Genomic DNA, 13,726 nt, shown 5'->3' with positions numbered 1-13,726 from the left:
CGTTTGCACGATCCGCCGTCATCATGCTACTATGTGCCTCGTTTCAACAGCAATCCACCATCATTCGCGTTCAATTCACAACCGGTCAACCTGTGTCGAACAGGAGTCAGCCGGTCGGGGTTGAATAGTTTTTATACAAGAAGGCTTGTCGGTCGCATCGCACTTCCCTTACGGAGTCGCGATAAATCACCGGCCTTTTTCGTTTCAAGCCTTTCAGTGGCGCGGGCGGGCAACCTGTCCTGTTCAGCGTCCTCATGCATCTGCCCCCCTTCAACGGCCACGCAGGTGCAACAGTCAGCAGCAACTCGAACGAGTGCAATTTCGCGACCACCCTCGCGAGGCACGGGCGTTTCTTTTTCCGCCCGTGTGCGGTCTGTGGACCCACGGCGAGAAAACGTTTTCGCGAAACTGCACTTTTCCGGCAACCGTGGCGGATCGCTCATGCGTTTCAGCCGCAGTCATTGGAGTATCAACCTTGACCGCTTCCAGCAACGGCTTCTGGCGACATCACAAAAAAGAAGACAGCCTGACCCTCGACGACATCACGATCGTCGATAAATCCCTTCTCAAGCGTGCCGTCGGCGCCATGGCGCTCGGCAACGCGATGGAATGGTTCGACTTCGGCGTGTACAGCTACATCGCCGTCACGCTCGGCAAGGTGTTCTTCCCGTCGAGCAGCCCCTCCGCCCAGTTGATCGCCACATTCGGCACGTTCGCGGCCGCGTTCCTCGTGCGCCCGATCGGCGGCATGGTGTTCGGCCCACTGGGTGACCGCATCGGCCGTCAACGTGTGCTCGCGATGACGATGATCATGATGGCGCTCGGCACGTTCGCCATCGGCCTGATTCCCAGCTACACGTCGATCGGCATCTTCGCGCCGGTGCTGCTGCTCGTCGCGCGTCTCGTGCAGGGTTTCTCGACCGGCGGCGAATACGGTGGCGCGGCGACCTTCATCGCGGAGTTCTCGACCGATCGCAGACGCGGCTTCATGGGCAGCTTCCTCGAATTCGGCACGCTGATCGGCTATGTGCTCGGCGCGGGCACGGTAGCCGTGCTGAGCGCGACGCTCTCGCAGGACGCGCTGCTTTCGTGGGGCTGGCGTGTGCCGTTCCTGATCGCGGGGCCGCTGGGTCTGGTGGGTCTGTACATCCGGATGAAGCTCGAAGAAACGCCTGCATTCAAAAAGCAGGCCGAGCAGCGTGAAGCCGAGGACAAGGCTGCGCCGAAGCAGTCGCTGCGCGATCTGCTCGCGCAGCACTGGAAACCGCTCCTGCTGTGCGTCGGCCTCGTGCTGATTTTCAACGTGACCGACTACATGGCGCTGTCGTATCTGCCGAGCTATCTGTCCGCGACGCTCAACTTCAACGAAACACACGGTCTCTTTCTCGTGCTGGTCGTGATGGTGCTGATGATGCCGATGACGCTGTATGCCGGCCGTCTGTCGGACCGTGTCGGCCGCAAGCCGGTGATGCTGGCGGGCTGCGTGGGCCTGTTGCTGCTGTCGATCCCGTCGCTGCTGCTGATCCGTACCGGCGCGATGCTGCCGGTGTTCCTCGGCCTGCTGATTCTGGGTACGCTGCTGTCGTGCTTCACGGGCGTGATGCCGTCGGCGCTGCCGGCGCTCTTCCCGACGAAGATCCGCTATGGCGCGCTCGCCATCGGCTTCAACATTTCGGTGTCGCTCTTCGGCGGCACGACGCCGCTCGTCACGGCGTGGCTCGTGAACTCGACCGGCAACCTGATGATGCCGGCGTACTACCTGATGGGCGCATCGCTGATCGGGATCGTGTCGGTGCTGGCGCTGCGCGAGACCGCACGCAAGCCGCTGCTCGGCTCGGGTCCGTGCGTGGCGACACGCGCCGAAGCGCACGCGGTGCTGCGCGGCGAACGCGAAGCCGCCGAAATGGACGAAGCCTATGCATCGGCCGCAACGGCACGCGCTTGATGTAGTCAGGTGCCTGGGTGCGGCGTTCGGGTAACGTCAGCACCTGTGCGTTCTTTATCGCTTCACGGGAAAAGCCAGCTTCGTGCTGGCTTTTTCATTCGATCAGCCGATGCAGCGAAGCCTCCGCATGCGCGCCGTCGATCAGCAGGATCGCTGCCGTGACGGGCAATCTGAACCGTCGCGGACCGGCGCTGCCGGGATTGAGGTACAGCACGCCATCGCGGGTATCGATCAGCGGCTTGTGGGAATGACCGGTGATCACAACGCCGATCCCGTCCTCGCTCGGATCGCTTTTTATGTCCGCGATATCGTGCACGACGAGGATCTTCGTTTGCTGCACGGTCACGATCTCGCGCGTGCGCAGCGACGCCGCCCAGCCACCGGTATCGTTGTTGCCGCGCACCGCGCTGACAGGCGCGATCCGCGCAAGCGCATCCAGCACCGGTTGTCCGCAGATGTCGCCCGCGTGGATGATCGCCTCGCAGCCGGCCAGATGCGCGAGCGCTTCAGGACGCACCAGATTGTGCGTGTCGGAAATCACGCCAATGCGCGATGGTGTTTGCATTTTCATTGCGAGCTATCGTGCGGAAGCATTGGGCCACGTCAGCGTGAAATGCACGCCGCCGCGTGAAGGCACATAAAGCTCGCGGGCACGCGTCATGCCGTCGACCGTGGCCAGCACCCGATAGTGCCCTGACGGCAGCCGCGCGAAAAGATATGGGCCTTCCGTGTGCGTCGAAAGCATGACCGTACCATCGGCACGCGACACCTGCACCGCGACGCCGGACAGATACTCGCCGTTTCGAAGCGTGAACGTCGCGCGCATGTTGTAGCTCGACGCGAGCTGGCGCAGCGCGGCGGCCTCGTCCTCGCCCACTCCGCCTGTCACGAAGTCGATTCCGTGATCGCGCCCAGCGGGAAATCCGCCGTGCGCCGCGTCCGGAATCGCTGCAACGGCAGCAGCAGATGCGTTCGCCGTCGTGGGCACGGGCGCTTCGGGCCGCGATCGCGGCTGTGCAGGTTCATCGCGAACCGGGGCGGGTGCCATGGACGCTACGGGCGTTGATCGCGAGGTACTCCCGACAGCAACCTCACGCGATGGCGCCGCCGGCGTCTGGGTCGCCGCGGGTGCGGAATGCGACGCGGCGCCGGGTGCGCATCCGAGGCCTGGAATGCTGTCTTTCGAACGCCCCGACGCGCGGGGCTCACGCCCGTCCAGCAGCCACGAGGGCAACGCGACCGCCTGCACGCTGGCGCGCGGCGTCAGCGTATCGCGCAGACGCGCGAAAACGGCCAGCCGTGCGGCCGGCGTCGTCGCGCGCTGCATCTGCGCACAAAAATCGACGCGTTCGTCGTCGCTCAGAAGCTGGGAGGGAACCGCATCGGGCGTCCGCTGCGCGCGCGCCGCGAACACCGCCGTCGTCGCGACGCACAGCGCGACAAGCACGACGGTCCCCGACAGACGCAAACGCAATATGCTGGACATGAGGAACCTCCGGGTCGATCCCGGCCACGCAACGGCGACCGGTTCCGGGCGCCTCTGTTCATACGAAATCCTGATCTGGACGGGCAACGGCAGTGGCGTCGTTCTTGCGCGGGAACCGGCAGGCAGGGATACCCATTCAGTGTAGCAAGCCAGTAACGAGCACCCGCCGCAGCCGGAAATAACGATAACCCCACGCACCTGACGAGGCCAGCGCGGCCGGAATCGCTCATCAAGGGCGTCATGCGCGTGAGCCACACCCTTGCCGCGCCGCTACTGCGCCGTCTGCTGGCGCTGGTATTCGTTGTTCTTCATCTGAAGATAGTCGTCGCGATCCACTTCGTGAAGCTGCCGCGGATATTGTTCGGTGGCATCGAACCACGTCGTGAGACGCTGCTGCAGACGCGCGCCCGCAGGCGCCTGCAACGCGCCGAGATACGCGTCGATCGCGAGGTAGTAGCGCATCGTGTTGCGCTCGAGCAGGCCGCGCACGCCGCCGATATATTCCGGTTGCCCCGATGACGCATCGTTCACCGTCGTGAAGCCGACCTTGTCGCTGCCGATGGTCGACAGATACGTCTTCATCGCAAGGCGTCCCGCGACGCCATAGCCATAGGCGTAAGTCAGATGCAGGAACGTACGGTTACCGCTGAGCGGAATCGCCTCCAGCACGATCCGGTAATTCTTCGTGCTGAGCGGGCCTGTATCCGCATTCAGTTCGACACGGAAATAATCGGCGCTGGTCACCGCGGAGCGGTAGTTGAACTGCACGCGGTAAGTCGACGACAGCTTCTCTTCCACCTTCTTGCCGAGGTTCACGCTGAGCTGCGCGGTGCCATTGTGTGTCGCGGCATGACAGTACTTCACGTTCAGATGCAGGATCAGCACGTCGCACCAGTTGGCCGGACCATTCGCCGGGTCGTTCAGCGCGCCGTTCACGGTCGCGAACGGATAGTCGACGACAGCGTAAATGTCGCCCTTGAGGTTCGTCGGCGATTCCGACGAATCCATATAAAGCTGCCGGTGAAACGGATTGTGTTCGAGTTGCTGCGTCAGGCTCTGAAACCTGTTGCGAAGCGTCGCGGCGTTGTCGGTGCCCTGGGCAAACAGCGTGTGACCGGGCATTCCCGCCAGCAGACAAACCACGAGGATTGCCAGCGATAGCCACCCTGCACGCGCGCGGCAAGCGGTCCGGCTTTGAGTCAGCACGTGCATGTTTCGTCTCCAGTCGTTTGTGTTTTCTTTAGCGGACGCAGTGTCGCGCCTGAACTGTCCGGTCATTCAGCCGGGCCGCCTTGCAAACCGTATGGATCATGTGCAGGCCGGTCGGGCTGACCATTTTGCCTGACAGCACTCGCAGACGCGAATGCCTGCCATTTATAGACTTACATAGACTGACGATATGCCGCGACTTCGCCCAACGTGGCCGTCGTTCCGCATTATCCGGAACGCGTCGATTTTCTGTCGGGGAAGAGGGATTCGCGCCGCGTCGCTCGACACCGCGATGGACCGGCATCGCAAGTGGCGCTACATGGACGGGCTGATGGAGGGATGCAGCACGGCGTCAGCTTTGCGCACCTGGCCGGTGTGGCTGCTACACCAGTTCGAAAGTCAGACGTATCGAAAAACCACGGATCCGGTTCAGCGGCGAAACGCGCTACCGCCCGCCTTCGCGTGGCACGGCTGGCGTTGTACCACCTCGAACGGCCTGCCGCTCATGCGCAGATGCAGGATCACCAGCCTGCGCAGCGGGCAGTTCGACGCCACCGACACCACACCGCCCAGCGCGCTCGCCGTGCGATACGTCGCGTGATGGCTGTGCAGCGCACGGCTGAACGACATCGAGGCAACCTGCCGCGTGAGCAGCACACTCGTGACGACACACCCCAGCGCGAGCACCCTGAACGGCACGGATTCGAGCGACGCCTCGGAGACGTCGAAGAAGAGCGACGCCAGCGCGATGACCTGAAAGCACATCGCGGCGAGCGATGCGGTCAGCAGATGGGCACGCAGCATGTCGACGACGGCTGGCTTCATGACGGGACCGGGTGATTTATCCAGAACGACATCGGTGGGAAAATCAGCAACAAAACGCGTGCCTTGACGCTGGCGCATTTCACCTGCTGCCGATAGTACCGATCCAACCTGAAGGAAACCTGAAGCAGCGATTGCAAGGAAAACGCGTGCAAGGCAGCGTAATATGCCTTCGGCAAAGCTGTCGTCGCGATACTGCGCGACATTGCGATTCACATCCGGCAATCGTGAATTCGCAATCCGCGAAACGACAGGCATGCGCCGCACCATCGCGACACCTGAAACGGATATTTTTCTCATGCGTGTGCTCCTTGTTGAAGACGACGACCTGATCGGCTGCGGTGTCGAAGCAGGCCTTCGTCAGGCGGGTTTCACCGTCGACTGGGCGCGGGACGGACACAAGGCCGATCTCGCCCTTTCCACCACCGATTACGCACTCGTCATTCTCGACCTCGGCCTGCCGCGAATTTCCGGCACGGAAGTGCTGCGGCGCCTGCGCACCGCCGGCAAGGACGTGCCCGTGCTCGTGCTGACCGCGAAAGGCACGGTCGCCGATCGCGTGGACGGCCTCGACGCCGGTGCCGACGACTATCTCGGCAAGCCCTTCGATCTCGCTGAACTCATCGCGCGCTGCCGTGCGCTGCTGCGGCGCGCGCAGGGCCGCAGCGTCGAGTTGATCCGTCACGGCGACCTCACCGTCGACCCGGCCGCGCGCACTGCCGCGCTCGATGGAACCCGTGTACCGCTGACGTCGCGCGAATGGGCGATCCTGCATCAGCTGGTCACGAATCCCGGCGTGCCGCAATCGCGCTCGCGGCTCGAAGAAAGCCTCTATGGCTGGCAGGAAGAAGTCGAGAGCAACGCGATCGAAGTGCACATCTCGAACCTGCGCAAGAAGCTCGGCGCGACGCTGATCACGACCGTGCGCGGGATCGGTTACGTCGTGGAGAAACCATGATCCTGGGGTCGATCCGCCGTCGCCTGATGCTGCTCGTGCTGACCAGCATCGCGCTCGTCTGGAGCATCGCGCTCGTGTCGAGCTACCAGCAGGCCAGCGACGAAGTCAGCGACTGGGAAAACGCCCGCCTCGCCGAACTCGCGCAGATTCTCGCGTTGCTCGACCAGCAGAACCTGGTCACGCTCGCCAACGCGCGTATCGATGTGCGTGAAGAAGAAAAAGGCGGCGACCCTGGCGCGAGCGACGACGATGACGACGACACGCTGCCGCGCGACGCGCTCTTCCAGGTGCGCGACGCCGACAACCGCGTGCTGGCCGCGAGCCCGCAACTCGTCGCGCTGCACGCCGCCGATCTGCCCGTGCCGCCCACGAGCGGCGCCCGCACGATGGTGCTCGGCGGCCAGTCGTGGCACACGTTCACGCTGCGCAACACCACGCTCGGTCACAGCGTGCGCGTATTCGAGCCGGCCAATACACGCAGCGATCTCGTAAGCGGTGTCGCGCGGCGCATCGCGCGACCGATCGTCATCGCACTGCCGGTGCTCGCGCTCTTCGTCTGGTTCAGCATCGGCTTTAGCATGGCACCGCTCAAGATATTGTCGAAAGCGATCCGCGCGCGCGATATCCACAAGCTCGAGCCGATCGACATGGGCCGCGCGCCGACCGAGGTGCGCCCGCTCGTCGACGCGATCAATCATGTGCTCTCGCGCCTGCGACATTCGATCGAACGCGAGCGCGCCTTCACCGCCGACGCCGCCCACGAACTCAAGACACCGCTCGCCGCCATCAAGGTTCAGGCGCAGGTCGCGCTGGGCGAATCCGACCCGGCGCTGCAGCGGCTGGCGATGCAGCGCGTCGTGCAGGGCGTCGATCGCAGCGCGCGGCTCGCGGAGCAGTTGCTGCTGCTCGCGCGGCTCGACGAACACGAAAAGTTGAGCACGTCGCCGCTGCAGGCGGGCGTCGTCGCGCGCGATGCGGTACTTGCGAACGAACAGAACGCACTGCAAAAGAACATGACCGTCGCGCTGACCGGTGACCTGCAGGCGGAGATCACCGCGGAACCCGTGCTGATCGGCATTCTGCTCGACAACCTGATCGACAACTCGATCAAGTACGGCCGCGCGGGCGGCGCAATCGAAGTGGCCGTGCGCCGCGAATCGCGACGCGTGTTGCTGACCGTGCGCGATGACGGACCCGGCGTCGCGCACGGCGATCTTGCGAATCTGACGAACCGTTTTTTCAGGGCGAAAGGAAACGAGGCGAACGGCAGCGGACTCGGGTTGTCGATCGTTGCGCGGATCGTCGAGCACTTCGATGCGCGGCTGACGTTCGGCACCGGTATCGGCAATCGCGGGCTGGCGACAGAGATTTCGTTTCCCGCTTACGAACCGGTAGCCTGACGGTCCGGGGCGTTGCGTCGCGATGCCGGCGGCCATGCCGTCGCGCGCGCTTCACGCGTCGATTCGGCGAACTGCCACGCAACGAGCCCGGGAATGAAAATCAGCAGATCGCGGAGGCGGCGCGCGCCCGCGAGCGCGAGGCACGTTGCCGGATCGAGGCCGAGTGCGCCGCCGATCAGGATAAAGCCGCCCTCCTGCACGCCGAGACCGCCCGGCACGAAGAACGCTGCGCTGCTCACGGCCTGGATCAGCGATTCGATCACGACTGCTTCGGTGAAACTCACCGGCGCGTGCAGAAAATACAGCGCGATCCAGATTTCCAGCGAAGTCGCGATGCACTGCAGCGGCTGCCAGAAGAAGAGATAACGCAGCACGGTCGCTCGCCTGCGCCAGATGTGTTTGATCGTACGGTCGATCCGCGCGGATTCGCCCGTCAGCGCGGCGAGCTTGCCGCTCGTCACGCGATTGAGCACGCGCGTGATCCGCTCGAACGGGCTCGCGTGCTGCACCATCGCGAACAACACGAGTAACGGCGCGAGCACGACGACGCCCCATGCCAGATCACCTGCCAGCCGCAACGTGCCCGACTGCGCATGCGCGAACAGAAAACCGATGCCGACCATCGTGAACATCAACTGGCTGATGACGGTGAGCTGCATGTCGACGACAAGGCTCGCCACCGCGACCGGCGATTTGACGCCCCAGCGCCGCAGCATCCGGAACGACACGATTTCGCCGCCCACGCGCGCAACCGGCAACATGCTGTTCACCGATTCGCGTACCCAGACGAGACGCAGCATGTGCGTGAAACGCGGACGCCGCGTGCCGCGAATCAGCGTCTGCCAGTCACGCGCATTGGCGAGCATCGGCAGCACGTGAGCGAGCGCGGCGAGCACGAGACCGGCACCCGCCTCGCGCATCAATCCGAGAACCGCGGCAGGATGTTCCCGATACACGAGCGCAAGCGAGATCACGAGACCGATGAGCGCCGTAATCCGGCCCAGATGCTTCATCAGCGACGCGCGTTTTACAGTCGACAGAGTGTCGTCATTCATCCTGAACCGGCGACAGCATTCCATCGCCGTCCACATTGAAGCTGAAACCACGCCAGATCACGCGTGAGGACAAAAAGCTCGCCACGAAGATCGCGAATGCCACCACGTCCCACGCCGGCAGCAACCACAGGTCACGCGAGCGCTGTTCGAGCGCGTGATCGACCAACAACTGAAGCGCCATGCGTGCCACCACGGATGCCGCCACGCCAGCCCACGCCCACGTCGCGCCACCCGAAAACGCCACGCCCAGCAGCGCGAACGCGAGCGGATGCATGAGCGCTGAGCCGAGATGGCCGAGCGGCTCGACACGACGTATCGTACGACTCCAGCGCAGTTCGTGCGCAACGAGTTTTGCCGCGCTGGTCTCGACGCACGCGTGCGAGACGGTGAACGGCGGAACCGCCACCCGCTCGCCGAGCATGCGCACCGCTTCGCCGATCGCGTGATCTTCCGCGAGATGATGGACGAACGGCGCGAAGCCACCGATTTTTTCGAGCGTATCGCGGCGCATCGCGATGGTCTGCCCGAAGCATGGCCGCGCGAGACCGAGCGCGAGACCGGTGACGACGCCAGGCAGAAACTGGTAATTGGTGGCTCTCGCGGACAGACGCGGCCAGAAGCCGGGATCGGGCGCGCCGCGATAGGCGCACGTGACAAGACCCACGCCCGGCTTCTGCAACTCGCCGATCACCTGACGCAGATACGTCGGCTCGACCCCGACATCGCTATCGGCGAACACAAGCACATCATGCCGCGCATGCGGCAGCATGTTGAGGATGTTGCTCATCTTGCGGTTCGGGCCGTGCAGGCGCGCATCCGCGATCACACCGATATCCGCCCCGGGATGCGCGCGACGCAACGTGTCGAGCACGCTCAACGCGGGGTCGGCGGGATCGTGCACGCCAAACAGGAACTGCACCTCGCCCGGATAATCCTGCACGCAAAAGCTCGCGAGATTGCCGGACAACGCCCATTCATTGCCATGCAGCGGCTTGACGATCGTCACCGGCGGAAAGCTGGCCGGCTCCGCGCCCGGGCGTCTGAAGAAACGACCGCTCAGCATCGCCGCCAGCAGCGTGTAGCCGATACCGAACAGCGCGCACGCACCGCACGCGAAGGCCAGCGCAACGAGCAGCAGATGCAGCGCGTGCGCCGGACCGTCGGGCCCGAGCAGCGCGCTCACGCTTCGTGTGCGCGCAGGAACCGGAAGAATTCGACGCCTTCGCGCAACCGGCGCTTCATCATCTCCCAGCTCATCAGCATTTCGCGGACGATTTCCCAGATCTTCGAGGGACGGAAATAGAAGCGCTTGTAGAAGCGTTCCAGTTGGTGATAGATCTCGTCGCGCGACAGATGCGGATAGCCGATCGCGGCCAGCTGCACGCCTTCCTTGCTGACGAGATTGATCACCTTGTTCTCTTCGAGCCAGCCGTTTTCGACGGCCTGGTTGTAGAGCGTCGTACCCGGATAAGGCGCGGCGAGCGACACCTGGATCGTGTGCGGATTGATTTCCTTCGCGTACTCGATTGTTTTTTCGATCGTCTCCTGGGTCTCGCCAGGCAGACCGAGAATGAACGTACCGTGAATCTTGATGCCGAGCTTGCGGCAATCGTCGCTAAAGCGACGTGCGATGTCCGTGCGCAGACCTTTCTTGATGTTGAGCAGGATCTGGTCGTCGCCGGATTCATAGCCCACGAGCAGCAGACGCAGCCCGTTTTCCTTCATGATCTTCAGCGTCGTGTACGGCACGTTGGCCTTTGCGTTGCACGACCACGTCACGCCCAGCTTGCCGAGCCCGCGTGCGATTTCCTCGACGCGCGGCTTGAAGTCCGTGAACGTGTCGTCGTCGAACATGATCTCCTTGACCTCGGGCATGTTGTCGCGAATCCACTTCACTTCTTCCAGCACGTTCTCGACGGAACGCGTGCGGTAGCGGTGGCCGCCCACCGTCTGCGGCCACAGGCAGAACGTACACTTCGAACGGCAGCCGCGGCCCGTGTAGATCGACACGTACGGATGCTTCAGATAGCCGATGAAATAGTTTTCGATCCTGAGATCGCGTTTATATACCGGCGCGACAAACGGCAACTCGTCCATGTTTTCCAGAATCGGACGCGGCGCGTTGTGCTCGATCGAGCCGTCGCTGGCACGATAGCTAAGCCCGGAAATCTCCGCAAACGGCTTGCCTTCAGCGACTTCCTGACACGTGAAGTCGAATTCCTCGCGACAGACGAAGTCGATCGCTTCCGTCGCGGTCAGCGAATTGTGCGGATCGACCGCCACCTTCGCGCCCACCATGCCGATCAATACAGCTGGCTTGCGCTTCTTCAGGTCTTCGGCGAACAGCGCGTCGGTCGGGAACGACGGCGTGCTGGTGTGAATGATGACGAGGTCGTATTGCTGCGCGATATCGAGCGTTGCGTCGACCGACAGCCCGTCGGCGGGTGCGTCGAGCACGCGGCTGTCGGCGATCAGCGCGGCAGGCTGTGCAAGCCACGTCGGATACCAGAACGAGCGGATCTCCCGTCTGGCCTGATAGCGCGAACCCGCGCCTCCGTCGAAACCGTCGTAGGACGGCGCCTGCAAGAACAGCGTCTTCATGGATACTCCGGCAAGCGCGCGTGACCGTGCGCGCCGCCAGTCCGTTGGCCGGGCGCGTGCGGTCCGTGCGTTCATTGATCTCAGGACGACCACGGCAGGTGTGCCGGGCGCGTTTCCCGGCCCGTCGGGCCGGGTGTATACGAGGACGAGGGAAATACTACCGGCGATACCTGAAGGAAATCTTAAGGACCGGCCTGCGCGCGCCCGCGATCGCCATCAAATCAGGCGAATCACGCGACGGATTACAAAAGCCTTTAGCGCGACTGCAAACCCGTTACCGACACCGAGAGGCCCGGTGCGTCGACATTGTTGCGGACGGTGAGCGTCGCGCGATGCCGCCCCGCGATGCGCGACGCGATCGCCAGGCCAAGACCGCTGCCCTGCCCCTCGGCGTCCGCGACGCGATAAAACCGGTCGAGTACGCGCACCAGCTCGCTGTCCGGAATGCCAGGGCCGTTGTCGACGACGACAAAACCGACGGCATCCGCATCGCGCTTCAGGATCACGTCGATCTTGCCGCCCGCCGGCGTATAGCGGATCGCGTTGTCGACGAGATTGTCCAGCAGCACGCCAAGCCCATGCTGCTCCGCGAGCACCATATAGGCGTCGTCGGGCGTGCGCGGCGCGAACAGTTCCAGGCCGAGGTCGATGCCCTTTGCTTCGGCGAGCAGCGAAAAGTCGCCGACCGACTGCTCGCCCACCCGTCTCAGGCTCATGGGCGTCATCGACGTGGCCGGCTGCGCGTCCTCGCGCGCGAGCGTCAGCAACTGCTGCACCAGATGAATCAGGCGATTGAGCCGGCCTTCGATGCGATCGAGCGTCTGGTCTCGCGCCACCAGCGAGCCGTCGCGCACGGCGGCCTGCAACTGCAGCTTCAGCGCGGCCAGCGGGGAACGCAGTTCGTGCGCCGCGTCCGCGACGAACATGCGCTGCGCCTGCGACGCCACGTTCAGACGCTGCAGCAGGTCGTTCAGCGCTTCGACAAGCGGCCGGATTTCGTCCGGCATGCGCCCCTCCAGGTGCACCGGGTCGAGCGAATCGATCGAGCGCGAGGCAAGCGCCCGCGAAAGACCGCCGATTGGCGCGAGCCCGCGCGCGACCACGAACAGGACCAGCACGATCGTCACCGGAATCAGCAGCCAGAGCGGCCACAGCGTGCGTAGCGCGAGCCGCAACGCAAGATCCTCGCGCACCGACACCGGCTGCGCGACCTGGACGAAACGCCCGGCCTGCTGCAGCCCGAACACGCGCCAGTGACGCTCGCCGCGTTCGATCGTGCGGATGCCGGCGGGAAAACGCGTCAGTTCAGGCGCGCTCAGCGATTGATAAACCAGTATGCCGTCCTTGTCCCAGATCGCGATGACGATGCGGTCGTCGGAGATTCCTTCAAAATCGGGACGCGTGTGCTGCACGCTTTCGGTATTTTCCAGACTGGAAGGCAGCGAGAGCGCCACGGCGCGCAACTCGTAGTCGAACAGTTCGCTCGCTTCCTCGCGCGCGGTGTAGAAGATGCCATAACCGGCCACGAGCGAAGCGGCCGCAAGACCGAAGATGAGCCAGCCCAGCAGCCAGCGCCGGATCGACGTCATTCAGCCCTCTTCAGCCGGTAGCCGACGCCCCGGACCGTCACGATCTGCCCGGCGCCGATCTTGCGGCGCAGGCTGTGTACGTGGACTTCAATCGTGTTGCTGCCCACCTCTTCTCCCCATCCGTACAGTTTTTCCTCGAGTTCCGCTTTCGTGAACACGCGCGAGGGCTCTTCGATCAACGCCTGCAGCAACGCAAACTCACGCGGCAGGAGCGGCACGATTTCGCCGTTCTTCGTCGTTTCGTGCGCGGCGGGATCGAGCATCAGCTCGCCGTGCGCATAGACCGGCTGCTTCTGTCCGGTGCGGCGGCGCAGCAGCGCGCGTACGCGCGCGGCGAGTTCGTCGAGATCGAACGGCTTGATCAGGTAGTCGTCCGCGCCCGCGTCGAGGCCACGAATGCGCTCGTCCACCGCGTCGCGCGCGGTCAGGATGATGACAGGCGCGGCGCCGCCCGCCTTGCGCCAGGTGTTCAGCACGGCAATGCCGTCTTTTTTCGGCAGACCGAGATCGAGCAGCACGAGGTCGTAGACCCCGTTGCCGAGCGACAGGTCGGCAGCGCGCCCATCCTTCGCCCAGTCGATCGCATAGCCCACGCGGCGCATCGATTCGAGCACGGTTTCCGCAATCATTTCGTCGTCTTCGATCAGTAGCAGACGCATCG

Annotated in this window: 12 protein-coding genes; 3 read left to right on the top strand and 9 right to left on the bottom strand. The window is 63.9% G+C overall.

Annotation, left to right across the window (positions count from 1 at the left end):
• Positions 1-475: 475 nt before the first annotated feature.
• The gene (gene proP, locus LPA37_RS00465; RefSeq protein ID WP_228975790.1) at positions 476-1,945 is read left to right on the top strand and encodes a glycine betaine/L-proline transporter ProP; all 1,470 of its coding nucleotides are present in this window, start codon (positions 476-478) and stop codon (positions 1,943-1,945) included.
• Positions 1,946-2,039: 94 nt separating this feature from the next.
• Here the strand turns inward: proP and LPA37_RS00460 are convergent, their stop codons facing one another.
• The 4 genes from LPA37_RS00460 to LPA37_RS00445 all read right to left on the bottom strand — a co-directional run bounded on the left by LPA37_RS00460 (position 2,040) and on the right by LPA37_RS00445 (position 5,762).
• Positions 2,040-2,516, bottom strand: a complete 477-nt coding sequence (locus LPA37_RS00460) for a metallophosphoesterase family protein (RefSeq protein WP_229011008.1) — start codon at positions 2,514-2,516, stop codon at positions 2,040-2,042.
• Positions 2,517-2,522: 6 nt separating this feature from the next.
• Positions 2,523-3,431, bottom strand: a complete 909-nt coding sequence (locus tag LPA37_RS00455; RefSeq protein WP_229011006.1) for a hypothetical protein — start codon at positions 3,429-3,431, stop codon at positions 2,523-2,525.
• A gap of 270 nt (positions 3,432-3,701) precedes the next feature.
• A complete protein-coding gene (locus LPA37_RS00450; RefSeq protein ID WP_407672462.1) occupies positions 3,702-4,643 on the bottom strand; it encodes a hypothetical protein in 942 nt (313 codons plus the stop codon).
• A 426-nt stretch (positions 4,644-5,069) separates the two neighbouring features.
• Complete coding sequence (locus LPA37_RS00445; protein ID WP_228975798.1) at positions 5,070-5,762, bottom strand: hypothetical protein; 693 nt, start codon at positions 5,760-5,762, stop codon at positions 5,070-5,072.
• On the opposite strand from LPA37_RS00445, the gene LPA37_RS00440 reads away from it, so the two are divergent.
• Positions 5,761-6,420, top strand: a complete 660-nt coding sequence (locus tag LPA37_RS00440) for a response regulator (RefSeq protein WP_228975800.1) — start codon at positions 5,761-5,763, stop codon at positions 6,418-6,420. The two genes, LPA37_RS00445 and LPA37_RS00440, sit on opposite strands and share 2 nt — an antisense overlap.
• Positions 6,417-7,820, top strand: a complete 1,404-nt coding sequence (locus tag LPA37_RS00435; RefSeq protein ID WP_228975802.1) for an ATP-binding protein — start codon at positions 6,417-6,419, stop codon at positions 7,818-7,820. Before LPA37_RS00440 ends, LPA37_RS00435 begins: the two co-directional genes overlap by 4 nt.
• On the opposite strand, the gene LPA37_RS00430 is transcribed toward LPA37_RS00435, so the two are convergent.
• From LPA37_RS00430 to LPA37_RS00410, 5 genes are all read right to left on the bottom strand, one after another.
• Positions 7,802-8,833, bottom strand: a complete 1,032-nt coding sequence (locus LPA37_RS00430; RefSeq protein WP_228976091.1) for a lysylphosphatidylglycerol synthase domain-containing protein — start codon at positions 8,831-8,833, stop codon at positions 7,802-7,804. The two genes, LPA37_RS00435 and LPA37_RS00430, sit on opposite strands and share 19 nt — an antisense overlap.
• A 34-nt stretch (positions 8,834-8,867) precedes the next feature.
• Positions 8,868-10,049: a bacteriohopanetetrol glucosamine biosynthesis glycosyltransferase HpnI gene (gene hpnI, locus LPA37_RS00425; RefSeq protein WP_407672470.1), complete on the bottom strand. Its 1,182-nt coding sequence runs from the start codon at positions 10,047-10,049 to the stop codon at positions 8,868-8,870.
• Between the two features lie 5 nt (positions 10,050-10,054).
• Positions 10,055-11,476, bottom strand: coding sequence for a hopanoid biosynthesis associated radical SAM protein HpnJ (gene hpnJ, locus LPA37_RS00420; protein ID WP_229011003.1), 1,422 nt, complete (start codon positions 11,474-11,476; stop codon positions 10,055-10,057).
• A gap of 254 nt (positions 11,477-11,730) precedes the next feature.
• Positions 11,731-13,065 (bottom strand): ATP-binding protein, encoded by a 1,335-nt coding sequence (locus LPA37_RS00415; protein WP_228975806.1) that lies wholly within the window; start codon positions 13,063-13,065, stop codon positions 11,731-11,733.
• Positions 13,062-13,724 carry a response regulator gene (locus LPA37_RS00410; protein ID WP_228975810.1) on the bottom strand — a complete coding sequence of 221 codons (663 nt, stop codon included), beginning with the start codon at positions 13,722-13,724 and terminating at the stop codon, positions 13,062-13,064. The genes LPA37_RS00415 and LPA37_RS00410 overlap by 4 nt, the downstream gene beginning before the upstream one ends.
• Between the last annotated feature and the right edge of the window lie 2 nt (positions 13,725-13,726).

Origin of the sequence: Paraburkholderia gardini (genome assembly GCF_907164545.1) — a bacterium.
Classification (GTDB): domain Bacteria; phylum Pseudomonadota; class Gammaproteobacteria; order Burkholderiales; family Burkholderiaceae; genus Paraburkholderia; species Paraburkholderia gardini.
Note: the sequence above shows the minus strand (reverse complement) of the source record. Positions and strands in the feature narration are given on the sequence as shown.